Origin of the sequence: Mesobacillus sp. AQ2 (assembly GCF_030122805.1) — a bacterium.
Classification (GTDB): Bacteria; Bacillota; Bacilli; order Bacillales; family Cytobacillaceae; genus Mesobacillus; species Mesobacillus oceanisediminis_A.
In genome coordinates this window covers 4,101,230-4,126,542 of the sequence record NZ_CP126080.1, presented here as the reverse complement: position 1 = coordinate 4,126,542, position 25,313 = coordinate 4,101,230, and the positions used below count along the sequence as shown (strand labels likewise).

Below are 25,313 nucleotides of genomic sequence, written 5' to 3'. Positions count from 1 at the left end.
CCCTCCATAGGACTCCACATTCCATTACATCCAAAAATTAACGGTTTTAAACGCTTTGAAAGTGGTAAACAAAAGGTGTTACCATTGCAATAACAAAAAAACGCTTTGTTAAAAGCGAAAAACCGAAGGGATGATTCACTATTAGTCAGCTAAAACTGAACTACACAAGTGAAATGGAAAAAGCGATGCATGGAGCCCATGGAATTAGTTACGAGGTCTACAGCATGAACCATGACGCAAGAATGGAAGTCGAAAGAAAACGAGAGCAAGATTATATCAAAAGCCAACGGATGGTCGCTGACCTGGATAGAAAAATCCACTCGTAAGCGATGGGATATATAATAGAAGAAAAATGGAACCAGTGTATTTTTTGCACTGGTTTCTTTATTATTTATGTTAAGAATGAAGATGTTTGAAACTAGAAAATTAGGCTTGTCGAGAGATGGGACTGGATCTCCCTGTTCAACCTGTTATTTTGACAGGTTTGAGGCGGTAGGTGGGAAAGCTGCCAAGAAACGCTCGTTATTTTGACAGGTTTGAGACGAGAGGAAGGAAAGTTGTCAAGAAACGCTCGTTATTTTGACAGGTTTGGGGCGAGAGGAAGGAAAGCAGTCAAGAAACGCTCGTTATTTTGACAGCTTAGAGGGATTAGCATGCAAACCTTTCAATAATCCCTCATTATCTAGACAGGTTTTGAGTCAAGAAGTAAAAAGCTGACTGAATCTGAATTGTCTTTGCGTTAAATTTACATTCCTGCTTATTAAATCAAACTGATATAACTGTCTATAGGCTATCCAGTACATTTTTTCCCTACAGAAGGTAAAAATAAAATGATGTACAGGCTGTGAGCGGGATATCCTGCTTTGCTGGGCTTGGTCTGGTAAAATGTAGATGGAGTGTTCGAACCCTGCTGTCGCCTTTCAGCTAAGCTGAAAGGCGGTGGCGGGAAGTTAAAAGAAGTAATTAGAGAAAACCAAGGATTCTTGATGAGATGATTCTAAATTAATTTGTGCTGATTTTTGGCTCATTGGCGTGAAGCTTACGCTTCACTGGCTTTTCAGCTTACGCTGAAAAGCTGCCGAGTGGGAATGAAACGCTGCGGGCAAATGCATTTGCCCGGTCGTTTCCTCCCCACTCGGCATGAGCCAAAAATCTTTTAAAGAATTTGTCAACAATCTACAGTTTTTGATATTCCTCTTTCCACTTCTAAGGTGTTGCTAACACTTTTCATTTGTTATAAGATTGTAATGAGAATAAAATGAGAATAGAGTTAAAGACGGCAATAGTCGGCTTAAAATCTTTTCTATATTGACGGAGGTATTATTATGGCAGGATCTGTATTATCAATTAAGGACCTTCAGGTTGAGATTGAAGGCAAGCAGATATTAAAAGGTGTGAACCTTGAAGTTAAAGGTGGAGAAATCCACGCGATCATGGGACCGAATGGTACTGGTAAATCAACTTTATCTTCTTCTATCATGGGTCATCCTAAATATGAAGTAACGAACGGTTCTGTTACTCTTGATGGCGAAGATGTTCTTGAAATGGAAGTGGACGAAAGAGCACGCGCTGGTCTTTTCCTTGCGATGCAATACCCAAGTGAAATCAGCGGTGTAACGAATGCTGACTTCCTTCGTTCTGCTTTGAACAGCCGTCTTGGCGAAGGCAATGAAATTTCTCTTATGAAATTCATCCGCAAGATGGATAAGCAAATGGAATTCCTTGAAATGGATCTTGATATGGCACAGCGTTATCTTAACGAAGGTTTCTCCGGCGGTGAGAAGAAGCGTAACGAAATCCTTCAATTGATGATGCTTGAACCAAAAATTGCAATCCTTGACGAAATCGACTCAGGTCTTGATATCGATGCATTGAAGGTTGTTTCTAAAGGAATCAACGAAATGCGCGGCGAAGATTTCGGCTGCTTGATTATCACTCACTACCAGCGCCTTCTTGATTACATCACTCCTGACTATGTTCACGTTATGATGCAGGGCCGCATTGTGAAGTCTGGCGGACCAGAACTTGCACAGCGCTTAGAAGCAGAAGGGTACGACTGGATTAAGAAAGAACTGGGCATCGAAGACGAAACAGTTGGGCAAGAAGCTTAAGCGTTGGGGGGATTTATAATGACTACGGAAACGAAATGGGCTTTTGACCAGGAGTACATTACTTCCTTCTCAAAAGAAATGAACGAACCGGAATGGCTGACCGAGCTTCGCACGCAATCTCTTGCAAAAGCAGAAGATCTTTCTATGCCAAGACCGGATAAGACGAAGATTGATAAATGGAATTTCACACAATTCGAGAAGCTGCTCGTTAAAAGCGATGTTTTTTCATCCATCGACGAGCTTCCTGAAGAAGTAAAAGCACTTGTTGACCAGGAAGCTAAGGAAAACAGCCTGTATGTTCAGCGCAACAACAAGCCTGCATACCTCCAGCTTTCCAAGGAAATGCAGGAGCAAGGCGTTATTTTCACTGATATTTTCACAGCGGCACGCGAATACAGTGATCTGCTGAAGAAATACTTCATGTCAGCTGTGAAAAACGACGAGCACCGTTTGACCGCTCTCCACACAGCATTCATGAACGGCGGGGCATTCCTTTATGTTCCGAAAAATGTACAACTGAACAGCCCAATCCAGGCGATCTTCCTGCATGATGATGCAGAAGCGAACTTGTTCAACCATGTGCTTGTTGTTGCTGAAGACAATAGCTCTGTGACATATGTCGAGAACTATATCTCAACTACTGGCAAAGTGAGCGGATTGGTTAACATCGTAACGGAAGCAATCGCTGGCCAAAATGCGAAAATCCAGTACGGTGCGGTTGATACACTGGCGGAAGGCCTTACAACTTATGTGAACCGCCGCGGCCATGCTGGAAGAGACGCACGGATCGAGTGGGCTCTGGGCATGATGAACGACGGTAACACCATTTCTGATAATGTTACCAACTTGGTTGGTGATGGTTCTTATTCCGACATTAAGACAGTTGTTGTCGGACGTGGAGAACAGACTCAGAACTTCACGACCAGCATCATCCATTTCGGTAAAAATTCAGAAGGCTACATCCTCAAGCACGGTGTTGTGAAGGATAGCGCTACTTCTATCTTCAACGGAATCGGAAAAATCGAACACGGCGCTTCCAAGTCCAATGCGGAACAGGAATCACGCGTTCTGATGCTTAGCGAAAAAGCACGTGGGGATGCGAACCCAATTCTTCTAATTGACGAAGATGATGTTACAGCCGGCCACGCGGCTTCTGTTGGACGGGTTGATCCATTGCAGCTTTACTACTTGATGAGCCGCGGTATTCCGCAGCACGAGGCAGAGCGCCTTGTCATCCATGGATTCCTTGCACCTGTTGTAAATGAGCTTCCGATCGAGGGAGTTAAAAAGCAATTGGTCGAGGTCATCGAAAGGAAAGTTAAATAATGAACGCCCGCGAAATTCGTGAATTATTTCCGATTCTGAATCAGGAAGTCAATGGCAGCCCGCTTGTCTACCTTGACAGCGCGGCGACATCACAAAAGCCGGTGCAGGTGATCGAAGCGCTGGATAAATATTATCGCGAATACAACTCCAACGTTCACCGCGGAGTGCACACTCTTGGAACAAGAGCGACCGATGGTTACGAGGGAGCAAGGGAAAAGGTCCGCAAGTTCATTAACGCAAAATCTATCGAAGAAATCATTTTCACCCGTGGAACTACAACTGCCATCAATACGGTAGCGGCAAGCTATGCGCGCGATAACCTTAAAGAAGGCGATGAGATTGTCATCTCCTACATGGAGCATCACAGCAATATCATCCCATGGCAGCAGGTAGCTAAAAAAACGGGTGCAACATTGAAATATATCGATCTGCAGGAAGACGGCACGATTTCACTTGATACTGTCAGAGAAACAGTGACAGAGAATACAAAAATCGTTTCGATCATGCAGGTTTCAAACGTTCTGGGTGTCATGAACCCGATCAAGGAGATTGCTGAAATTGCCCATCAGAATGGTGCGATCATGGTCGTCGATGGTGCCCAGAGTGCACCGCACATGAAGATTGATGTCCAGGATTTGAATTGCGACTTTCTCGCTTTTTCCGGACATAAGATGTGCGGGCCGACGGGGATCGGCGTACTATATGGCAAGAAGGCACTTCTTGAAAAAATGGAACCGGTTGAGTTTGGCGGCGAAATGATTGATTTTGTAGGTCTCTACGAATCAACATGGAAAGAGCTGCCGTGGAAATTCGAGGGCGGTACCCCGATCATTGCTGGTGCGATCGGTCTGGGTGCAGCCATCGACTTCCTTAATGAAATCGGACTCGACAATATCGAGAAGCATGAACACGCTCTTGCGGCCTATGCGATGGATAAAATGTCTGAAATTGACGGCATGACCATCTATGGGCCGAAGGAAGCTGGCAAGCGTGCTGGACTCGTAACATTCAATATTGATGACGTACACCCACATGATGTGGCAACTGTATTAGATGCTGAAGGAATCGCCGTCCGCGCGGGCCATCATTGTGCACAGCCTTTGATGAAATGGCTGAAGGCATCCGCGACAGCACGTGCAAGCTTCTACCTGTACAACACAGAAGAAGATATTGACAAGCTCGTAGCCGGACTTGTCAAAACAAAGGAGTATTTCAGCGATGTCTTTTAATAATTTAGATAACCTTTATCGGCAAGTTATTATGGATCACTATAAGAACCCTCGCAATAAAGGTGTTTTGGCAGAAGGCAGCCTGACAGTCAACATGAACAACCCGACATGCGGCGACCGCATCCAGCTGACGATGAAAGTCGAAGACGGCAAAGTTGCGGACGCGAAATTTGAAGGGGAAGGCTGCTCGATTTCCATGTCCTCTGCTTCGATGATGACGCAGGCGGTAAAAGGAAGAAACATCGAGGAAGCTTTAAAGCTTTCATCGGTTTTTTCTGACATCATGCAGGGAAAAGAATATGAAGAGGATGATCTTGACCTCGGGGATATCGAAGCACTGCAAGGTGTGGCGAAATTCCCGGCAAGGATCAAATGTGCTACTCTTGCATGGAAGGCAATGGAGAAAGGCCTGAAGGAAGAGGAAGACAGCCAATAAAAATCATCGCAAGATGATTTTTCCGAACGTGCTGCAGGGGATTGGCCTGCAGCGGACAACTACAAAGCAGGAATTATTGGTTCCCGCTTTAAGAATGGAGGAATTCGACGATGGCTAAAAAAATGCCAGAGATCGGTGATTATAAATATGGATTTTCCGATAAAGACGTTTCCATCTTCCGGTCTAAGCGCGGTCTGACGCGTGAAATCGTTGAAGAAATTTCGAAAATGAAGGAAGAGCCCCAGTGGATGCTGGACTTCCGTTTAAAATCATTGGAGCACTTCTACAATATGCCAATGCCTCAATGGGGCGGAGACATGGCTTCATTGAACTTTGATGAAATCACGTACTATGTAAAACCATCTGAGAAATCTGAAAAGTCATGGGATGAAGTACCTGATGAAATCAAGGCTACTTTTGACAAGCTTGGAATCCCTGAAGCTGAGCAAAAATACCTTGCTGGTGTTTCTGCACAATATGAATCAGAGGTTGTATACCACAACATGAAGGAAGAGCTTGAAGAGCTGGGAATCGTTTTCAAAGACACGGATTCTGCTCTGAAAGAAAACGAAGACATTTTCCGTGAGCATTTCGGAAAAGTCATCCCACCGACAGACAACAAGTTTTCAGCTTTGAACTCTGCGGTCTGGTCTGGCGGATCTTTCATCTATGTTCCAAAAGGAATCAAAGTGGATACTCCGCTTCAGGCGTACTTCCGCATCAACTCCGAAAACATGGGACAGTTCGAGCGTACACTGATCATCGTTGATGAAGGCGCGCACGTACACTATGTTGAAGGATGTACAGCTCCTGTTTACACAACGAACTCCCTTCATAGTGCGGTCGTTGAAATCATCATCAAAAAGGACGCATATTGCCGTTATACAACAATCCAGAACTGGGCAAACAACGTCTTCAACCTTGTTACAAAGCGTGCGGTTTGTGAAGCGAATGCGACAATGGAATGGATCGATGGCAACATCGGTTCCAAGCTGACTATGAAATACCCAGCAGTCATCCTTAAGGGTGAAGGCGCTCGCGGTATGACATTATCAATCGCTATTGCTGGTAAAGGCCAGCACCAGGATGCAGGTGCGAAAATGATCCACCTTGCACCGAACACATCATCAACCATCGTATCAAAATCAATCTCAAAGCAAGGCGGAAAAGTAACATACCGCGGTATCGTCCACTTCGGACGCAAAGCCGACGGCGCCCGCTCAAACATTGAGTGCGATACGCTGATCATGGATAACAAGTCTACTTCAGACACGATTCCATACAATGAAATCCTGAACGACAACATTTCTCTTGAGCACGAAGCGAAGGTTTCCAAGGTATCAGAAGAGCAACTGTTCTACCTGATGAGCCGCGGAGTCTCCGAAGAAGAAGCAACAGAAATGATCGTCATGGGCTTCATCGAGCCGTTCACAAAAGAACTGCCAATGGAATACGCAGTCGAAATGAACCGCCTGATCAAGTTCGAGATGGAAGGTTCAATTGGTTAATAGATGATTACGGGAATCCACCTGCTCAGGCAGGTGGATTTTTTACTGTTTTATGGAATTTGTAGAGAATCGTAAACATTTCGTAGAGATTAACGATGAAATCGTAGAGATTATTATAAAAATCGTAGAGAATATTGATAAAACCATAGAGAATATATACCGGATTCCGGGTTGATTTTCAGCAAAGAACGACTAAAGCGCGAGGAGACGCTGACTCCATCAATGTTTTTTCACCTCTATAAGCGGGAAAAAAGGGGAGAACATGTCTTAGTTCTAGTTCAGCGCTTAATTGTGCTATTATGAAGGGAAAATGGAGGTGCACAGATGATTATTGTTGGCTTAACGGGTTGGGGAGACCATGACAGTTTATATGAAGGCAAGGTTTCGCCTCGTGATAAACTGAAGGAGTATTCCAGCCACTTTCCTGCAGTTGAGGTCGATGCCTCGTTTTACGCTGTGCAGCCTGTGAAGAACGCGGCGAAATGGGCAGAGGATACACCAGACAAGTTTCAATTCATTGTAAAAGCGTATCAGGGAATGACCGGCCATCAGCGCGGTGAAATTCCTTTTACAGATAAAAATGAGATGTTCACAGCCTACAAAGAGTCGCTGAGGCCCTATCTTGAGGCCAATAAGCATGCGATGACGCTGTTCCAGTTCCCGCCATGGTTTGACCTGCGCAAAGAGAATGTCGATTATTTGCGCTGGTGCCGCGAGCAGATGGGGGATATTGACTGTGCGCTCGAGTTCCGGAACCAGTCATGGTTTGCAGGTGAGATGCGCGATAAGACGCTTGAGTTCATGCAAAAGGAAAATTGGATCCACAGCATTTGTGATGAGCCGCAGGCAGGGGAAGGCTCGATTCCAACCGTGCTTCGATCCACATCCAAGGAGAAGGTCCTTGTCCGCTTCCATGGCCGCAATGTCCATGGATGGAACAAAAAGGGAAGAGGCCAGGATTGGCGCGAAGTACGTTATTTATATCGCTATAATCAGGCAGAATTGACAGAGTGGGCAGAGAACCTTCGAAAGCTTGATGAAGGGACTTCCCAGGTATTCGCCCTGTTCAATAACAATTCCGGCGGGGATGCGGCTGATAACGCGAAACAGATGATGGATTTATTGGATATCGAATATGAAGGGCTGAACCCGAGACAGCTTGATTTGTTTTGATACTGGATTCCCCTACTGGAAGCAGCGAGGGGACACTTCATTTTAAAAGAGGAATGATGGTTCAATGGAAGAAATGATTCATATATACCATACGAATGATTTGCATAGCCATTTGGAGCACTGGACGAGTATCCATAAGCTTGTAACTGAGCGGCGGCGCTGGCATGAGGAAGAAGGCGATGAGGTTTTCGTTTTTGATATTGGGGATCATATGGACCGCTGGCACCCATTATCAGATGCGACAAGGGGGAAGGCGAATTGCCGACTGCTGAATGAAGCCGGTTATGATGCCGGAACCATTGGGAACAATGAAGGCATTACACTTCCTTTCGAGGATCTGGATTCGATGTATCTGGAAAAAGAATTCGAGATGCTTGTGGCGAATCTATACAATCAGGATGGAAGCCGTCCGGTTTGGGCAAAGCCTTATCATGTGTACATAAGCAAAAAAGGCACAAGGATCGGAGTAATTGGTGTCACGGTCAATTTCGGGCGCTTCTATGAGCAGCTCGGATGGAAGGTGACCGACCCAATGGAGGAAATTGAGAACTGTGTCGATGAGTTAAAAATACAAAGTGATGTCATCATTCTGTTATCCCATCTCGGGATTCATGATGATGAAAGGATTGCAGAACAGTTCCCGGAAATTGACGTCATTCTTGGCGGGCACACACATCATATTTTACATGAAGGGAAAGAGGTTGGCTCGAGTTTGCTCGCGGGTGCTGGCAAATTTGGATATTACACCGGCCATGTGACTGTGAAGCTGGATGTGGATTCAAAGCGGATTTTGCAGAAAACGGCTCTTCTGTACGATATGAATGAAGCCGGCCAGGCGGAAGACGAAAAGGAGATGGCTGCAGCCTATTACATGGAAGGAAGAGAACTTATGGGTGAGCCGGTGGCGAATCTGCCTGCTAAGTTAACAGCCGACCCCATGCAGCATACCGAACTGGCAAGGCTGCTCGTTCAGGCTTTAAGAGAGTGGTGTGATGCAGACTGCGCCTTTATGAATGCTGGCATGATTCTTAAGGGCCTCAAGCAGGGGGATGTAACGAGATTCGACCTCCTCGAAATCTGTCCGCACCCGATCAATCCATGTACGATCAACATGTCAGGTGCGGAACTGAAAGAAGTACTCCTTCAGACAAGGGATGAATCATGGCCCCATCTGCAGATAAAAGGACTTGGCTTCCGCGGCACCGTGATGGGTGTCATGGAGTACGACGGGATTGAGTTTCGCCAAAAGGGCAATGTCCAGCAAGTGTTCATCAACGGCGAGCTCATTGATGCGAAAAAGCAGTACTTGCTCGCCATTCCCGATATGTTCACGTTCGGCCGGTTTTTTCCGGAAATCCAGCGTGCTGAGGAAAAACGATACTGGCTGCCGGAGTTCCTCCGCAATCTGCTTGAGTGGAAGCTTACAAATATGACCATTAATATTTGATCAAAATATCACGCTTTCCCCGTCATCTTCATAGAGTGTTATTGGGATTGAAGGGAGGAGTTGTGGTCATGATCGATATGTCACCCATTGAAATAGAAGGCAAAACATTTTTATGCATATCTGTAAAATTGCCAAAGACAAACCTTCTTGTCGTTACCGGCGACAAAGGATATATAATGTGCGGCGCCCTTGATGTCGCGCTTCTCAATGAAAAGCTCAAGAGCAGGAAAGTCATTGCAGGCAGGGCGGTTGGCGTGAAAACGATTGAAGAATTGCTCGAAGCCCCGCTTGAGTCCGTCACATTCGAGGCGGAGAACCTTGGCGCCACAAAAGGGATGGTCGGCAGGGAAGCATTGCTGCTAATGAATTAAGCAGACATTTCACATATGGAAACAACCACTTAAAAAGACAGCCTGAAGAGCTGTCTTTTTTGTGTACTCCAAGTGAATTTTTGCAGAAGCAGTATAAAAAGTGAGTTTTCAATCCGATATAATGATTGAATGAAAAAAATGGGCTCGTTTTTTCCCAACTCAAAAAGGAAAACGAATGACCCAATGATTTGTAATTGTGATAGAATATAAGAAAATATTGTCGTTTTATGTAAAATTTTCTTTATTCATGATAAGGCAGACATAGCCGCCAATTAACAGATAAAGTGGGAATGAACATGAGACTCGTAGCCACCACATCGGTAGAGGAAGGGACTTTACTCGGGAAAGCCATTTATAATGATCAGGGCCAAATCCTGCTAAATGTGGGTGTACGGCTCGAGCGAAACATTCTGAAAAGGCTTGAAGAGTTTAGGATTGATTATATCTATATTAAAGACCCTGATACCGATGATATCATCGTGAAAAACGCGATACCAGATGAAATGCGGATCAATGCGATCATGACAATCGGGGAAACTTTTAAACAAGTTCAGCTGGATTCCAAGATCTCACAAACCTTCGTGCTGGAAAAATCGGCGAGGAAATTCAAGAAGCTGATTGTTGCTTTACTTGATGAATTAAAGAGCAGCAAAGATCTATTGAACCTGCTTTCGGATGTATTCCTGCATGACCATTATATTTTTTCGCATAGCTTGAACGTCACACTTTACTCGCTTGCGATTGGAATAGAAATGAAGCTCTCTCCGAAGGAACTTGAACAGCTGGGGCTCGGGGCGATTTTGCATGATGTAGGGAAAATGAAGGTCCCCGAAGAAATTTTATCAAAGCCAGGCAAACTGACTGCGGAAGAATTCCAAATCATCAAGGCCCATGCTGAGGACGGCTTCCAGATGCTCAGGAATATTCCGACTGTCCCGCTGATTGTTGCCCATTGTGCGTATCAGCATCATGAACGGTTGAATGGAGCGGGGTATCCGCGAGGTTTAAAGGAGGCTGAAATCCACTTATTCGGAAAAATCCTCGGAGTGGCGGATGTATTTGATGCTGTCACATCCAATCGGGTATACCGGCCGGCAATGCTGCCGCATGAAGGCCTGGAAATCCTTTATTCCGGTGCAGGCAGCCTGTTTGACCCAAAGATCGTAGACGCGTTCCGCAGAGCTGTGGCCATCTATCCAATCGGCCTGACTGTCACCCTGAGTGATGGCCGGAAGGGAGTCGTAGCACAACAAAATCCTGGTTTGAGCGAGCGGCCTGTTGTCCGTATTCTGGAGGAAAGCGGCCAAAGAGTGGAACCATACAACCTGGATCTAAAATCCAATCTATCACAGATGATTGTCAGCTGTGATACGATCATACAATACGAGTATGCAACGAATTATTAATTTCGTTCCGCTAAGTGAAATTCCTTTTACTATGAGACAAAGTAATTATAGTTTTTAGGCTAGTTCCCCCCTTTGAAGCATACATATAGCTTTAGAGGGGGGATTTGTTTTGGCAAAATTCGGCCGGCGGCTGCCTCGGAAAGGGCCCTTGCCTTTCAGGTATGTATTCCTGCTGACATTCGTATTTTTTTCCTTTTCCACTGCCGCAGGACTTTGGATCATCGATAAAGGACTTGAACCGACTTTGATGAAATATGCTGAATCCCAGACAAGAAAAATTGCGACTCTGGTTATCAACAAGGCAATCAACAAAAAAATAGCCAGCGGGATGGATATTGATAAAGTAATTGAATTTGTACCGGTGGATGGAGGTACAACCACTGTGGTGAAATTCAACACAGAAATCATCAACCGGGTAAAAGCGGAAACAACCAATATTGTACAAATGAACCTGAAAGAAGCAGAAAGAGGGAATCTTACCTCTCTAGAAATGTTATCCGATGTCGAGCTCGTAACCGATGAAAAAGACAGGGAAGAAGGAATCATTTATTATGTTCCTTTGGGTCAGGCGACCAACAATGCGCTGCTCGGTAATATGGGGCCAAGGGTTCCGGTGAAGTTCAATGCAATCGGCGATGTGACGGCGGATGTCGTCTGGGATACTGAAGAGCATGGGATCAATAATACCCTTATAAATGTATCGGTCAGGGTAAAAGTGAATGTGCAAATCATTATTCCTTTTGCGACAGAAATCGCAACCGTTCAGGAAAATATTCCGATTGGCAGCTTCTATTATCCTGGAAAAGTACCACAGTTCTACAATGGCGGAGGAGATACATCCCCAGCCATCCAGCTTCCTGGCGAATAATAACAGTTGTCAAGTTAGTGATATTGTTATATTATAAAATCAATTGAATAATAAACCACATCATTCCGATGGGGTAGAGGCGCAGGATTCAAGAGTAAGCTGTGTGAGGATGACAACGTTGATCACAGCAGAAAGGGAATTTTGCCGAAGTAATAAAAAATGAGTCGCATTTTTTATTGCTGGGGATACTTTGAACAGGAGTATCACTGTCATTATGGAGGTATATCCATAATGGGGAGCTACAGATCGTGATGGAGAAACTAGTTGCTTATTAAGGGCAGCGATAGAATGTTCTCTATCGTTGCCCTTTTTTATATTTTTTAGAAAGTGGCTACAACTCTTTTCATGGAACAGTTTCCCCCCTGTCAAAAACAAGGAGGAGAAAGAATGGAGAACACAATTTTTTCATTGCTGCCGCCATTATTGGCTATTTTGATGGTAGTGATCACAAGGCGGGTGCTATTGTCTTTGGGGACAGGCATCGTCGCAGCAGCGTTTTTGCTTGCTGACTTTAATATCATTGAAACATTCGCTATTATGTGGGATGCAGCCAAGGGGATAGTCATCGCTGATGGCGAACTGAACACGTATAGCTTATACATCATTTTATTTTTGCTGCTTTTGGGTACAATTACAGCCTTCATTTCTATTTCAGGAGGAAGCCGAGCGTTCGGCGAATGGGCAATGAAGCGTGTCAAAACAAGAGCTGGAGCTCAATTAGTCGGTGCTTTCCTTGGCATTATTATTTTTATTGATGATTATTTCAATGCACTGGCTGTAGGGCAGATCACTCGTCCAATCACGGACCGCCAGAAGGTTTCGCGCGCAAAACTGGCCTATATAATCGATTCAACTTCAGCACCAATGTGTGTCATCTCTCCGATTTCCAGCTGGGGTGCTTATATCATTGCATTGATTGGTACAATCCTTGCTGCACACGGCGTGAATGAATACAGTGCGTTCTCAGGGTTCATGCAGATCGTGCCGATGAACTTCTATGCTCTTGCAGCATTGGCAATGGTGTTCATTGTTGCTCTTAGGAATGTTGAAATCGGCCCAATGAAAAAGCATGAGGAACTTGCGATTACGGAAGGAATTGTTGTTCCTCAGGACAAGCCGGTACCAGGGGAACTGAAGGATGATCTGCCAACGAGTACGAAAGGTACTGTTGGAGACCTTGTATGGCCGATTGTAGCCCTTGTCGTAGGAACAGTAGGCATGATGCTCTGGACAGGCGCAAGTGCTGTTGAAGGAAAAGTAACCATTTTCGGTATTTTTGAAAATACAGATGTCACCAAATCTCTTGTAACTGGCGGATTGTTGGGACTTGCTGTAGCGTTGATTCTTTTTGTCAGACAGGCGGCTGTATTAAAAGGCGTCAATGCCAATGTCTTTGGAAAAGGACTAGCTGAGGGCATTAAATCAATGCTTCCGGCTATCTATATTCTCGTTTTTGCCTGGGTCATCGTTGACCTGATTGGCCGGCTTGAAACAGGTAAATATCTGGCAGGCATCGTTGAAAGCTCAAACATCAATATTGCCTTCCTGCCATTCCTGTTGTTCCTCGTAGCCGGAATCATGGCGTTCTCAACAGGAACATCATGGGGATCATTCGGAATACTGCTTCCGATTGCAGGAGATATCGCAGCGGCTGCTGATATTACAATTCTTTTGCCTGCTTTAGCAGCTGTCCTGGCTGGTGCAGTTTTTGGAGACCACTGCTCGCCAATTTCCGATACAACGATCCTATCATCAACAGGTGCTGGTTCACATCATATGGACCATGTCATGACACAGCTGCCATACGCGCTGATTTCAGCAGCAATTTCTGCTGTCGGATTCCTGGTCCTCGGTTTTACAGGCAGCACGCTCGCAGCACTTGCAGTAGTGGCCATCCTGCTGGTTGCTTTTGCGTTCATCTTCGGAAGCAAAACAAACCAGGAAGAAGTACTGAAAGAAAATCTAGCAGAATAATGAAAAAGCTGTCTGGTATCAGACAGCTTTTTTTCATATTTTTAAAATAGCGGGAATAGAATCCTAATTAATAGGAGTTTTAGTATAGTTGGGAAAATTTTATCGAAAAAAATTTATTATGACGCAAATAATATTTTGACAAGCCATTAAAAACTAGCTATACTATTTCTAGACCAAATAATCTGAAAATATAAAACTTTCTAATTCATCAATATTTTCCAGGTGATTAGAAGGCAAGGGGGATTTATAAATGGAAAATCGTCCACAGTGGGGCACGAGGGCAGGATTCATTCTTGCTGCGGTAGGTTCGGCAGTCGGGTTGGGAAATATTTGGCGCTTCCCGGGTGTAGCTTATGAGAATGGCGGGGGAGCATTCTTCTTCCCATACTTATTTGCTTTATTAACAGCAGGTATCCCAATTTTGATTTTGGAATTCACCATCGGTCATAAGTACCGCGGATCTGCACCATTAAGTTATTTCAAGATGCGAAAAGGCGCAGAATGGCTTGGCTGGTGGCAGCTTGCTATTTCTTTTGTCATTTCGACGTATTACGCAGTCATTATCGCATGGGCAATGTCCTACGCTTATTTCTCGCTCAGCAAGCAGTGGGGAGACGATCCGCTTAGCTTCCTTGTTGGGGATTATTTAAAGGTAGTGGACGCTGGCCAGGTAGGCGGTATCGTACCAGGTGTATTCCTGCCATTAGTCATTGTATGGGTCATTTCTCTTGGTATTTTGTTCAAAGGCGTCAAGAAAGGTATTGAAGTAGCGAACAAGATCTTTATTCCTGCACTTGTTATTTTATTTATGATTATTGTTGTTCGCGCATTGACTCTGGATGGAGCAATTGATGGTGTAAACGCATTTTTCAAGCCTGACTGGAGCCAGATCCTGAACGGTAAAGTATGGGTAGCGGCATATGGACAGATTTTCTTCAGTTTATCGATCGCATTTGCAATCATGATCACGTACTCAAGTTATCTTCCTAAGAAATCTGATATTACAAACAACGCTTTCATTACTGCTTTTGCCAACTCTTCCTTTGAATTGCTGGCTGGTATCGGCGTATTCGCGGCATTGGGCTTCATGGCAATGCAGCAAGGCGTTCCAATTGATGAAGTGGTAAGCAAAGGGGTTATCCTTGCATTTGCGGTCTTCCCGCAGATCATAAATGAATTGCCGGCGTTCAGTGCGGCGTTCGGAGTACTGTTCTTCGTCAGCTTAACACTGGCAGGACTGTCTTCGTTGATTTCAATTGTTGAAACATATATTGCCGGGGTACAGGACAAATTCAATGTTTCCCGTACTAAGGCAGTAGCAATCGGCGGCGGTCTATCTGCATTGGTTTCCATCCTGTTCGCAACACAGGGCGGCTTGAATTTCCTTGACACAGCAGATGCGTTCATCAATAACTATGGTGTCGCTCTTGCCGGTCTTGTTGAAGTAGTCTTCATTGTATGGGTTGCAAAGGAACTGAAGAACCTGCAAAACCATGCTGATGCAATTTCTGATATCCGTCTTGGAAGCTGGTGGGTGATTTCCCTGAAATACATCACTCCAGTAGTATTGGGTATCATGATGGTCATGAACATCATGACAGATATTAAAACAAGTTATGGCGGCTATCCAGTCATGTTCAATGTCTACTATGGATGGTTTGTCGCAATCGGTGCTGTTATTGTTGGATTCATTTTTGCAAAAGCAAAGAAATGGGATACTGCACTTTATGAAGTTCCACAAGACAAGGGGGTTGCTAAGTAATGGATGCTAGCGCAGTTGCAATGATGGTAGTGGGTATGGTCATTATCTGGGGAGGACTCGCAGCAAGTGTAATCCATGCTGTTAGAAAAGCCCGTTCATAAGAAAAGACAAAAGGTCAGCCTGAGGATAGGCTGGCCTTTTTTGATGTCTATCTTTTCTTCAACCTCGCTCTTTCCTGCCTGGACCATAACTTCAAATGAGGGTATGGATCGAAGGACCATTCAGTATAGCCATTGTCCTTGTACATGCCATAATGCAGGTGCGGGGGGAATTTCCCGCTGGTTCCCGGCGGCCCGTACCCGGAGCTTCCCACACCGCCTATGACCGTTCCAGGCTCAACGATCTGCCCTACTCTAAGGTCCTTTGCAAACCCGCTCAGGTGGGCGAAGTAATGGTAGGTATTATTGATATCACGGATGCCGACCCGCCATCCGCCATATTTGTTCCAGCCTTTCATTTCAATAATGCCATACCCTGTGGCTCGGACTGGTACTCCATAGCCGGCGAAAATATCCGTCCCTTCATGGATACGTCTGCCGCCCCAACCGCGTGCATCTCCCCAAGTGTTGTTATAGCTGTGGTTGCTCCGAAGCGGGAGAGGGAATACATGTGTATCAAGGTCCAAGCGTCCAAAATGCTTGTAGATCATCGCTTTTCCTATGATGATTCCGACTGTCTTATCGCGTTTATAGTAATTCCAGAGGCCAATTTTAATATTCTCATGGTCTGTACCGTAATTAAGGAGATATTGGGCGAAAGCCTGGATTACATCTTCATCATCCTTCAGGCTTGCTTTGCCGTCACCATTTCCATCGAACCCGATTCCATTGAAAAATTGTATGGAAACTGGACTGTCATCCTCCAGATTTGGATTCAGAAGTCCAGCCCACTCTTCCGGCTTGAAGTAAATTCCGGCTGTACCTTCAGCTTTTGGCAAGTCCTTTCTTGCCTGGCGGACATTCCGTTCATATTGATCCACCGCAGCAATATAATACCAGGGAATCTGGGTAACCGCTTCAACTTGAGTGTAGAGATCCATTCTCTTTTTATAGATATCCTGGTCCTGCTCAGCTGCAGATGCTAAATCCACAGAAAGGACAGGACATAGGAAAAAAAGAACGATAACTGCTTTAAGGAATTTCACCGTAATCCTCCCTTCATGATTTGACTCCTTTATTTTCCAGCTCGAGCATATAAAATATGCTTCCGCTTGTCTTCTGTTAGTTTGCGATGATGGGGGTTTTTCATAAATATCAAATAATGGTAATCGCAAAGATATCGTACTTGTCGATAGTATTCCATTATGTTAAAGTGACATCAGAAGCTGTATGCCAGCCTTGATTTTTTCATGGTGTTCTTGAGGAAGTGCAGCAGGAATGGAGTGAAAATAATGAGCAAAAAAGAGGTACAGAGAAAGCCTGATTGGCTGAAAATAAAGTTAAATACGAACGAAAACTATACGGGCTTAAAAAAGATGATGCGCGAGAAAAACCTACATACTGTGTGTGAAGAAGCAAAGTGCCCGAACATCCATGAATGCTGGGCAGTTAGACGGACTGCGACCTTCATGATCCTTGGCGATGTATGTACGCGTGCATGCCGTTTTTGTGCTGTAAAAACGGGACTGCCTACGGAACTTGACTGGCAGGAGCCAGAAAGAGTAGCGGATTCCGTTACCCTAATGAACCTTAAGCACGTCGTCGTAACAGCGGTAGCCCGCGATGACCTGAAGGATGGAGGGGCAGCTGTATTTGCTGAGACTGTAAGAGCAATCCGCCGGAAAAATCCGTTTACCTCTATTGAAGTACTGCCTTCTGATATGGGCGGAGTTGCAGAAAACCTGCAGACACTGATGGATGCTCGCCCGGATATTCTTAACCACAATGTCGAAACGGTAAAGCGCCTGACACCTAGAATCCGTGCTCGTGCTACCTATGAACGTTCACTGGAATTCCTGCGCAGGGCAAAAGAAATGCAGCCGGACATTCCGACAAAGTCAAGCATCATGGTTGGCCTGGGCGAAACGAAGGAAGAATTGATCGAAGCAATGGATGATTTGCGTGCGAACAATGTGGACATCCTTACACTTGGCCAATATTTGCAGCCTTCCAAAAAGCATCTTGAGGTACAGAAGTACTATCATCCGGATGAGTTTGCCGAGCTAAGGGAAATTGCACTGGCGAAAGGCTTCAGCCATTGCGAGGCAGGCCCTCTTGTCCGTTCATCCTACCATGCCGATGAACAGGTCAACTCAGCAGCGAAACATAAACAACAGCTTGCAGAGCAGGAAGCACAGCAGGCATAATTGAAAATCATAAAAAAGAGTTCAGCATGAATCATGCTGAACTCTCTTCATTATTGACCCTTTTTCATCTGTGTTGACATATCGTCCTTGTCAGTTTCTTCATTCAATTCGCCTTTTGCCTCGCCATTGGCATTTTCGCCAGTGCTCATAGGCCGGCCTTGAGGAGATTTAAGCATCTGCTTGATGACGCCATCGACCAAATCGTCGACATTGCGGCTATCGGTATCAAGCGAGGCGAAGTTCTCTACTTCTTTTCGCAGGCTAGTATCGTCTGAAACGTATACATGGAACCAGCGCGGAACGACTGACATTGCCATCCGTTTCACCTGGTCTGCAGTTTCGTTGCGATTTGCAGAATCTGTCTGGTATACAATTAGTACTTCCTCATCAGTGACAAGTGTTGACACATCATCGACATTCGGTGCCATCAAACTGAACCTGCTGATCATATCGGCGATACGCTCGCGGTCGATCGCTTCGTATGCGTTTTCTGGATTTTTAGCTCCCATTACACCAGTTCTCTGCTGACGGACGTATCCGAAGTCCTCGCTTCTATTTTTCAATCCTTTACGTCCATCTTCGTTATATAAGTCAGGACGCTGATCATTAACATTCAGTGTGTTTCCGCTTTGCTGGTAAATACCAGTCCTGCCATCACGGCCTTCCTGTGCGGCATTATCGTCACCCGCAGCACATCCAGTCATAGCCACTGTTCCGCAAATACCAAGAGCCATTAATGCTTTTTTCAATTAAAACACCCCCTATTGATTAGAATGGCTCCGAAATTATTTTTTTTGCTTAGTAATTGATGGGGAATAAGTTATAATTAAGAAAAGCGCAGGCACGTTAGCTTGTTGACCAAGACAGATCGTTATGGAAAAAGAGGTGGACCTACCAATGATTTGCATCAATAACCTATGCTATGAAATAGTGGATGAAGAACGGAATGGCTTTAATGAGGAAGCATTTCGAGCCAGATACAGCGAGATTCTGACGAAATATGACTATATAGTTGGTGACTGGGGATATGGGCAGCTTCGCTTAAGAGGCTTTTTCGATGACCAGAACCAGAAATCAACATTCGATACGAAAATCAGTACGGTAAGTGAATACTTATATGAGTACTGCAATTTTGGCTGTGCCTATTTTGTCGCCAAGAAGGTAGCGAAGCAAGGTCAGGATAAATAGAATAGAAAACGAAGGAATGCTCCAATACTGTGATTGGAGCATTCCTTTTTTTACATGTCGCTATATGGCGGCTGCTCACTTTCGCTCGGATCATCATGGGTTGGGTGGGCACCAGCTTCTTTTCTTGGTGTACCCTGATGAAGGGACTTGAATTCATAATTGAAGTTACTGTAGGTCCGTTGTCCCTCACGCCAAGGTGTGCTTTTACCCTCAACCGGTTCATCCATCCGGAATGGCGAACCATATGGTCCATCAGGTAAGTCTTCAGCCGTTATATAGTTCTTTTGCTTTTCAACATTCGAAAAATCAGAGTACTTTTCGCTGTCTTCCTTGCTCATGAACTCACCTTCTTTTGCTTGTTGTCTTTTTAGTATTTCTTTGAAAAGACAAATCAAACAAACAGTTCATTCCAGATTAAAGGATTGGCCGCAGGAATGAGCGAAGTTCTTCCGCATCTTCTTCGGATAAGTTGTAGGCATATTCGAGATAGCCTTCTTCATCAAGGTCATCGTGGCCAAGGATCGCGAATCGGCTCCCCTGGATATCCAATACGATACTCTTGCCATAATATCTTCCTGTCTGCAGGATGGCAAGGTCAAAACGCTGGTTTTCACCCACAAAGCTTACAAAGCGTGTTTTTGTCGCTTCTGTTTCATCGTATAAAAAAAATTGTTCCGTCATCGTGAACCTCCTATGTGCTGTAAAAGTATGTATTTTTTCAACCATCACAAGATGCGGCTTGTGTTCGAGAGATGGTGTGCTGTGATGTAGCGGACAGTGTCCTTCGCATTCCAAAATCTCTCTCCTCCATTTTGGCAGCATTCTCACCCACCATCAATCTTACCAGAAAAACTTTTGTTTCTGAATTTATCTTTGCGGGAAAATGCGAAAAGACCTATTTCAGACAGGATTAGTAGGGAAAGGATTTAAAAACCAGTCACAGTTCGGACAGGTTTGGGAGGAGAACAGGGAAAGCTGTCAGAAGTAGCGCCGAGTTCGGACAGGTTTGAGGGAGTAACAAGAAAAGCTGTCAAAAAAACCCCGTAATACTGACAGGTTTGAGGGAGAAGTAAAAAAGCTGTCAAAAAAACCCCGTAATTCTGACAGGTTTAGGTGAGAAGCATGAAAAGCTGTCAAAAAACCCCCGTAATTCTGACAGGTTTAGGTGAGAAGCATGAAAAGCTGTCAAAAAACCTCTGTAATTCGGACAGGTTTGAGGGAGAAGCAAAAAAAGCTGTCAAAAAACCTCCGTAATTCTGACAGGTTTAGGTGAGAAGCATGAAAAGCTGTCAAAAAACCTCTGTAATTCGGACAGGTTTGAGGGAGAAGCAAAAAAAGCTGTCAAAAAACCTCCGTAATTCGGACAGGTTTGAGGGAGAAGCAAAAAAAGCTGTCAAAAAACCTCTGTAATTCGGACAGGTTTGAGGGAGAAGCAAAAAAAGCTGTCAAAAAACCTCCGTAATTCTGACAGGTTTGAGGGAGAAGTAAAAAAGCTGTCAAAAAAACCCCGTAATTCTGACAGGTTTAGGTGAGAAGCAAGAAAAGCTGTCAAAAAAACCCCGTAATTCAGACAGGGTTGAGGGAGAAGCCAGAAAAGCTGTCATAAACAAGAATTTATTCGTGATGCCCTTTCCCTACATTCCCTACCATAACAAAGAGTAAAAATATTTTGAAATAACTATCTAGTAAAAAAGGTCTATTTTAGCGAAATATGGTACAATTAAGAAAAAGTTCTAGTCATCGTCTGAGAGGATTGAAACCTATGGCCCGCCGTGTTACTAGCATATTGGACAACCTGCTTGGTTGGGGGAAAATAATGTTGCCTCATTCATCGCTTTGTTATTATCCGCCTCAGTTCATCTTGAGGGATCCTGTTGTAACAGGGGTGAAGAAGGCTTTTAACAGTGGCTGTGAAGTGGCAGTCATCGCCTATACGATCAAAAATCACCGCGAGCTGGCGGCTCAGCTTGGTGGGGAGACGTGGAAGTACCACAAGGCTTTGAAGCGTCATTTCAAAGCTGTGATTGAATTGGAAATTGAAAAAGAGGACATGATTGTCCTGCATGATTACTATAGTGACAGCTTGAGCCTGTTTATAAGGATTGACCATAACAGGCATTGTATCTCGGAGATTGATGGGAAGATGAAGAAAATCCTCAGGGAAGCGGAAAGCAGGATTTTTCATGAGTATCCGACCGTCCAGCCTATCTTTGACACGGGATTCATTTTTATTGATAAATCAGTAGGGTCCGTACATGAAGCGGTCTTGAAGGCTCATCAGCAGGCGTTTGCGATGGCTGAAAAGCGGATTCAGACGGAATTCAATGAAATGGTTTATGAAATGAACAAAATCATCTCCCGGCAGAATATAAAACTTTTGGCACAGCCAATCATTGACGTCGCCACTAAGGAGGTCCGTGCGTGGGAGATGCTGACCCGCGGTCCTGAGGGGACAGCCCTCGAAAGTCCACTGCAGCTTTTTTCAGTCGCGAGGCAGACGAATATGCTGTATGAGCTTGAAATGATTGTCCTGAGGAAAACGCTTGACCAAATTACGTCAACTGGCTGCCAGGATGATATCTTCATTAATTTTACGCCGATCACGCTTGGCAATTTTCGATTCGTCCGTGATTTGAAAACAATGATGAAATCCTATGAAGGCATCAAGCCGAATCAGATCACCCTGGAAATCACCGAACGGGACTCGATTGAGGGAATCGATAATTTTATCTATAATATAAAGGTGTTAAGAGGAATGGGTATCAAGATTGCGGTGGATGATACAGGAGCGGGATATGCCAGCCTGAATACCATCAGTGAGATCATGCCGGATGTCATCAAGATCGACCGGTCCGTCATCCAGAACATCGACAAGAACTCTGTGAAGGAGTCGATGCTGAAAGGGCTTCTGCTTGTCGCAAAGGAAGCAGGCTCTACTGTCATAGCCGAAGGAATCGAAAATGAGCATGAAGCATCAGTCCTCTCACGGAACAAGGTTGAACTGGCACAAGGTTATTTTTACGCCCGTCCTGGATTATTGAAAACCGTCTAGCATCTTCGAGAGGTGATAAGGAATGTATTTTGTCGACAGGGATCAAATTGAGCAAACATTGGAGTTTTTGGACAGGCAGATTGATTTTTTTGAAAGCAATGGATCATGGGAAACGCCTATGGAAAAAGCGGCCCTCGAGCGTGCAGCGCATACGATGGTGGAGGCTGTTCTTGATGTGGGCAATTCGATGATTGATGGCTTCATCATGCGTGACCCGGGCAGCTATGAAGACATCATCGATATCCTCGATGATGAAAAAGTCGTGACGCCTGACATGAGCGCAGGCTTGAAAAAAATCGTCCTGTTCAGGAAGATGCTAGTCCAGCAATACACTGATGTGGACCATGGAAGCCTGATCCAAACCTTCAAGTCTGAACTTCCGCAACTCAAGCTGTTTCCGGTGAAGGTCAGGGAATATCTAACGAATGAACTAGGCCCGGTTTCCGCTTTTAAAAAGTAAAGCTGGATGAAGAGACCGATAAGATGAACTGAGCAGTTCATAAGTCGGTCTCTTTTTCTTTGCTGTGAGCTTTGTCCTTTGCACTGCCTGCTCTACTTTAATAAAATGGGATTATTCGTTTTAGCACAACAAGGGAACATTATGCATAGGAGTGATCATCATGAAAAAATATAAAGGCTATCTGATTGATTTAGATGGAACGATGTACAGGGGCTCAGAACGGATCGAGGCGGCTTCGGATTTTATAAAAAGGCTGATTGCAGCTGGAATTCCTTATTTATTCGTCACAAATAATTCTTCGCGTACACCGGCCCAGGTGGCGAAAAAGCTGCGGAGCTTTGATATCCCAACCACTGAGGAGCAGGTTTTTACGACAAGTCAGGCAACGGCCAACTATATTTATGAGCAAAAGCAAGATGCGACCGTATACGTGATTGGCGAAGAGGGGATTCAGACAGCTATCGAGGAAAAAGGGCTCCGGTTTGCAGGGGAAGAAGCGGATTTCGTCGTTTCCGGAATTGACCGCGGCATTACCTATGAAAAGCTGGCAGTTGGCTGCCTTGCGGTCAGGAACGGGGCCACTTTCATTTCAACTAATGGAGATATCGCAATTCCGACAGAACGTGGCCTGCTTCCGGGAAATGGATCACTGACATCAGTCATCGCTGTTTCCACGCAAACAGACCCAATCTTCATTGGCAAGCCGGAATCAGTGATCATGGAACAGGCACTGAAGGTCCTGGGAACTGCGAAGGAAGAGACGTTGATGGTCGGGGACTATTATGATACCGACATTCTCGCAGGCATGAGGGCCGGAATGGATACTCTGCTTGTACACACGGGGGTCACAACGAAGGAACTGCTGAAGGGTTACGATGAAATGCCAACCTATACAGTCGATTCATTGGATGACTGGGAAGTATAAAAACAGAAGGGACTTGCGCCATCGCCGGCTGCAAGTCCCTTTATCATTATTCCTCTACATTCGCCGCTCGGTGTGCAAGTCGGCTTGAAGCAGCCGCTGCAACAGCTCCCACAATATCATCCAGGAATGTATGGCATTTACCTGACTTTTCTTTATCATTAAGGAGTTCAAGGATACCCGGTTTTGCTTTATCAATGAACCCGTAGTTGGTGAATCCAATCGAACCATAGATATTGACGATTGAGAAAGCGAGAATCTCATCCACGCCATACAGGCTCTCATCTGTTTCAATAATGGATTGAAGCGGTTCGCCAAGCTTCTTCTGCTCTGCGAGGATATCAAGCTGGATTCCTGTCAGGATGGCATTCTGGACCTCACGTTTGGACAATACTCGCTCGACATTCTGGATGCAATCGTCCATCTGCAGGTTCGGATGATACTTCTCCTGCAAGAAGAACACAAGTTTCGCAATATCCTCTATTTCAACCCCGCGTTCGTGAAGCCATTTCCGGGCAGTTTCCTCTGTCATATGAATGGCGCGTTTCTTTTCTAACATCTGCATCACCTTTCTGTTTTTAATCGCAGCTATCTTCATATCCTATTTAACCTAAATTATTCCGCTTAATCCGTTTTAGTGAAAGAATTCATTCCTTTAAATCATTTCCCGAATGAAGCCAGTTATTCATTTCATTGTTTTACAGTCCGGCACATATATTTGTAAAAGAATGGCTTGGAGAGAGGTGCTGTTTGATGTTTCAAAAGATGTTAAAAGAAGTATATGGGATTTTTCCGGATTCAGAAGTATCTCTTGGAAGATATCATGGATATAAACAGAATGAAGGGCTTTATTTGATTATGGACGCTAATGGGGCAAAAGAGCAAGAGATAAGCGAGCTTTCGAGAATCGCTGACCATATGCAAAAAGCTGGTGACCGCAACGTTTCGCAGCTGCTTACAGACAAGGAAGGACGCCAGATTTGCGAATGGGAGGGAAGAAAGTACTGTGTGCTGCAGAGTCGTGCCGCACCGATGCCGGAGAAATTGCGAACAGGCAGGAAGCTGGCCAGATTCCATGCAAGAGGCAGGCAAATCCCTTTCAAGGTTGAAGGGATGAACAGGGTCGGACAGTGGAAACAGCTCTGGGAAAAGCGGCTGGACCAGATGGAAAAGGTGTGGAGCGGCAAACTCTATACTGAGCCTGAGAACGATTTTGAGAGAATGTTCATGGAGTCTTTTCCGTATTATATGGGATTGTCGGAAAATGCCATCCAATATCTTGCAGATACGGAGATCGATGATAAGCCGACAAAGATTGACCACGGCACTGTCTGCCATGAGCGCTTCACCAATACAGTCTGGAGAGGGCCGTATTTTGTGAAAAATCCATTTGAGTGGGTGTTCGACCATGGAAGCCGCGATCTGGCAGAGTGGGTAAGGGAGCGTTATTTTGCCAACATCCAGACGAGCCAGCCGGAAATCAAAAACTTCCTTAATGAGTACCAGAGTCTGACAATGCTGTCGCCGTTTTCATGGAGGCTTCTGTACTCCAGGCTGCTGTTTCCGCTTCACTACTATGAAGCAATCGAAAATTACTATATTACCCAGTCAGAACAGACAAAGCGCCAGCTTGAGGACCGTTTGCGGAAGTATCTGGACCAAAGCAGTGATTACGAACGTTTTTTAAGCCATTTTTACCAGATTGGCGATGCACCTGTGAAAATGGCGAAGCTTCCTCCGGTTGAGTGGTTATTACGGTAGTCGAAGCTTTTGCG

General features: G+C 44.9%; 25 protein-coding genes and 1 riboswitch. Of the genes, 20 read left to right on the top strand and 5 right to left on the bottom strand.

What is annotated here, in order from left to right:
* Nucleotides 1–173 precede the first annotated feature (173 nt).
* The 14 genes from QNH36_RS24010 (at nucleotide 174) to QNH36_RS20740 (ending at nucleotide 15,712) form a co-directional block, all read left to right on the top strand.
* Nucleotides 174–326: a YuzK family famiily protein gene (locus QNH36_RS24010; protein WP_481825289.1), complete on the top strand. Its 153-nt coding sequence runs from the start codon at nucleotides 174–176 to the stop codon at nucleotides 324–326.
* Between the two features lie 999 nt (nucleotides 327–1,325).
* The gene (gene sufC, locus QNH36_RS20800; RefSeq protein ID WP_144478499.1) at nucleotides 1,326–2,111 is read left to right on the top strand and encodes a Fe-S cluster assembly ATPase SufC; all 786 of its coding nucleotides are present in this window, start codon (nucleotides 1,326–1,328) and stop codon (nucleotides 2,109–2,111) included.
* Nucleotides 2,112–2,129: 18 nt separating this feature from the next.
* Nucleotides 2,130–3,437 carry a Fe-S cluster assembly protein SufD gene (gene sufD / locus QNH36_RS20795; RefSeq protein ID WP_144478501.1) on the top strand — a complete coding sequence of 436 codons (1,308 nt, stop codon included), beginning with the start codon at nucleotides 2,130–2,132 and terminating at the stop codon, nucleotides 3,435–3,437.
* A complete protein-coding gene (locus QNH36_RS20790) occupies nucleotides 3,437–4,666 on the top strand; it encodes a cysteine desulfurase (RefSeq protein WP_144478503.1) in 1,230 nt (409 codons plus the stop codon). Before sufD ends, QNH36_RS20790 begins: the two co-directional genes overlap by 1 nt.
* A complete protein-coding gene (sufU, locus tag QNH36_RS20785; RefSeq protein WP_283904108.1) occupies nucleotides 4,656–5,102 on the top strand; it encodes a Fe-S cluster assembly sulfur transfer protein SufU in 447 nt (148 codons plus the stop codon). Before QNH36_RS20790 ends, sufU begins: the two co-directional genes overlap by 11 nt.
* A gap of 110 nt (nucleotides 5,103–5,212) precedes the next feature.
* Nucleotides 5,213–6,610, top strand: coding sequence for a Fe-S cluster assembly protein SufB (gene sufB / locus QNH36_RS20780; protein WP_144478507.1), 1,398 nt, complete (start codon nucleotides 5,213–5,215; stop codon nucleotides 6,608–6,610).
* A 324-nt stretch (nucleotides 6,611–6,934) separates the two neighbouring features.
* Nucleotides 6,935–7,783 (top strand): DUF72 domain-containing protein, encoded by an 849-nt coding sequence (locus QNH36_RS20775; protein ID WP_283904107.1) that lies wholly within the window; start codon nucleotides 6,935–6,937, stop codon nucleotides 7,781–7,783.
* A 64-nt stretch (nucleotides 7,784–7,847) separates the two neighbouring features.
* A complete protein-coding gene (locus QNH36_RS20770; RefSeq protein ID WP_283904106.1) occupies nucleotides 7,848–9,230 on the top strand; it encodes a bifunctional metallophosphatase/5'-nucleotidase in 1,383 nt (460 codons plus the stop codon).
* Nucleotides 9,231–9,298: 68 nt separating this feature from the next.
* Nucleotides 9,299–9,601: a YunC family protein gene (locus tag QNH36_RS20765; protein WP_283904105.1), complete on the top strand. Its 303-nt coding sequence runs from the start codon at nucleotides 9,299–9,301 to the stop codon at nucleotides 9,599–9,601.
* Nucleotides 9,602–9,897: 296 nt separating this feature from the next.
* Entirely contained in the window at nucleotides 9,898–11,007 is a 1,110-nt protein-coding gene (locus tag QNH36_RS20760) for an HD-GYP domain-containing protein (protein ID WP_283904104.1), read from the top strand.
* A gap of 109 nt (nucleotides 11,008–11,116) precedes the next feature.
* Nucleotides 11,117–11,875 (top strand): sporulation protein YunB, encoded by a 759-nt coding sequence (gene yunB, locus QNH36_RS20755; RefSeq protein WP_144478517.1) that lies wholly within the window; start codon nucleotides 11,117–11,119, stop codon nucleotides 11,873–11,875.
* Nucleotides 11,876–11,941: 66 nt separating this feature from the next.
* Nucleotides 11,942–12,125: riboswitch (Lysine riboswitch) on the top strand.
* A gap of 137 nt (nucleotides 12,126–12,262) precedes the next feature.
* Nucleotides 12,263–13,849 carry a Na+/H+ antiporter NhaC family protein gene (locus QNH36_RS20750; RefSeq protein ID WP_144478519.1) on the top strand — a complete coding sequence of 529 codons (1,587 nt, stop codon included), beginning with the start codon at nucleotides 12,263–12,265 and terminating at the stop codon, nucleotides 13,847–13,849.
* Between the two features lie 250 nt (nucleotides 13,850–14,099).
* Complete coding sequence (locus QNH36_RS20745; RefSeq protein ID WP_144478521.1) at nucleotides 14,100–15,611, top strand: sodium-dependent transporter; 1,512 nt, start codon at nucleotides 14,100–14,102, stop codon at nucleotides 15,609–15,611.
* Entirely contained in the window at nucleotides 15,611–15,712 is a 102-nt protein-coding gene (locus tag QNH36_RS20740; protein ID WP_144478523.1) for a methionine/alanine import family NSS transporter small subunit, read from the top strand. Before QNH36_RS20745 ends, QNH36_RS20740 begins: the two co-directional genes overlap by 1 nt.
* A 47-nt stretch (nucleotides 15,713–15,759) precedes the next feature.
* Here the strand turns inward: QNH36_RS20740 and QNH36_RS20735 are convergent, their stop codons facing one another.
* Nucleotides 15,760–16,701 (bottom strand): M23 family metallopeptidase, encoded by a 942-nt coding sequence (locus tag QNH36_RS20735; RefSeq protein WP_283905448.1) that lies wholly within the window; start codon nucleotides 16,699–16,701, stop codon nucleotides 15,760–15,762.
* A 300-nt stretch (nucleotides 16,702–17,001) separates the two neighbouring features.
* Between QNH36_RS20735 and lipA the strand changes: the two genes are divergently transcribed.
* Nucleotides 17,002–17,916 carry a lipoyl synthase gene (lipA, locus tag QNH36_RS20730; RefSeq protein ID WP_186326802.1) on the top strand — a complete coding sequence of 305 codons (915 nt, stop codon included), beginning with the start codon at nucleotides 17,002–17,004 and terminating at the stop codon, nucleotides 17,914–17,916.
* A gap of 50 nt (nucleotides 17,917–17,966) precedes the next feature.
* Here lipA and QNH36_RS20725 read toward each other — a convergent pair whose 3' ends face one another.
* Nucleotides 17,967–18,665 (bottom strand): YhcN/YlaJ family sporulation lipoprotein, encoded by a 699-nt coding sequence (locus QNH36_RS20725; protein WP_283904103.1) that lies wholly within the window; start codon nucleotides 18,663–18,665, stop codon nucleotides 17,967–17,969.
* Between the two features lie 148 nt (nucleotides 18,666–18,813).
* Between QNH36_RS20725 and QNH36_RS20720 the strand changes: the two genes are divergently transcribed.
* Complete coding sequence (locus tag QNH36_RS20720) at nucleotides 18,814–19,104, top strand: YutD family protein (protein ID WP_144478527.1); 291 nt, start codon at nucleotides 18,814–18,816, stop codon at nucleotides 19,102–19,104.
* 50 nt (nucleotides 19,105–19,154) lie between these two features.
* Here the strand turns inward: QNH36_RS20720 and QNH36_RS20715 are convergent, their stop codons facing one another.
* Nucleotides 19,155–19,442 (bottom strand): cytosolic protein, encoded by a 288-nt coding sequence (locus QNH36_RS20715; protein WP_144478529.1) that lies wholly within the window; start codon nucleotides 19,440–19,442, stop codon nucleotides 19,155–19,157.
* 76 nt (nucleotides 19,443–19,518) lie between these two features.
* Nucleotides 19,519–19,785: a DUF3055 domain-containing protein gene (locus tag QNH36_RS20710; protein ID WP_144478531.1), complete on the bottom strand. Its 267-nt coding sequence runs from the start codon at nucleotides 19,783–19,785 to the stop codon at nucleotides 19,519–19,521.
* A 1,135-nt stretch (nucleotides 19,786–20,920) separates the two neighbouring features.
* Between QNH36_RS20710 and QNH36_RS20705 the strand changes: the two genes are divergently transcribed.
* The 3 genes from QNH36_RS20705 to QNH36_RS20695 all read left to right on the top strand — a co-directional run bounded on the left by QNH36_RS20705 (nucleotide 20,921) and on the right by QNH36_RS20695 (nucleotide 23,541).
* The gene (locus tag QNH36_RS20705; protein WP_251542863.1) at nucleotides 20,921–22,156 is read left to right on the top strand and encodes an EAL domain-containing protein; all 1,236 of its coding nucleotides are present in this window, start codon (nucleotides 20,921–20,923) and stop codon (nucleotides 22,154–22,156) included.
* Between the two features lie 22 nt (nucleotides 22,157–22,178).
* Nucleotides 22,179–22,616 (top strand): DUF86 domain-containing protein, encoded by a 438-nt coding sequence (locus tag QNH36_RS20700; RefSeq protein WP_144478535.1) that lies wholly within the window; start codon nucleotides 22,179–22,181, stop codon nucleotides 22,614–22,616.
* Nucleotides 22,617–22,776: 160 nt separating this feature from the next.
* The gene (locus QNH36_RS20695; protein ID WP_251542861.1) at nucleotides 22,777–23,541 is read left to right on the top strand and encodes a TIGR01457 family HAD-type hydrolase; all 765 of its coding nucleotides are present in this window, start codon (nucleotides 22,777–22,779) and stop codon (nucleotides 23,539–23,541) included.
* Nucleotides 23,542–23,587: 46 nt separating this feature from the next.
* On the opposite strand, the gene QNH36_RS20690 is transcribed toward QNH36_RS20695, so the two are convergent.
* Nucleotides 23,588–24,097, bottom strand: a complete 510-nt coding sequence (locus tag QNH36_RS20690; RefSeq protein WP_144478539.1) for a phosphatidylglycerophosphatase A family protein — start codon at nucleotides 24,095–24,097, stop codon at nucleotides 23,588–23,590.
* 194 nt (nucleotides 24,098–24,291) lie between these two features.
* Between QNH36_RS20690 and yutH the strand changes: the two genes are divergently transcribed.
* Entirely contained in the window at nucleotides 24,292–25,299 is a 1,008-nt protein-coding gene (gene yutH / locus QNH36_RS20685) for a spore coat putative kinase YutH (RefSeq protein ID WP_144478541.1), read from the top strand.
* The last annotated feature ends 14 nt before the right edge of the window (nucleotides 25,300–25,313 follow it).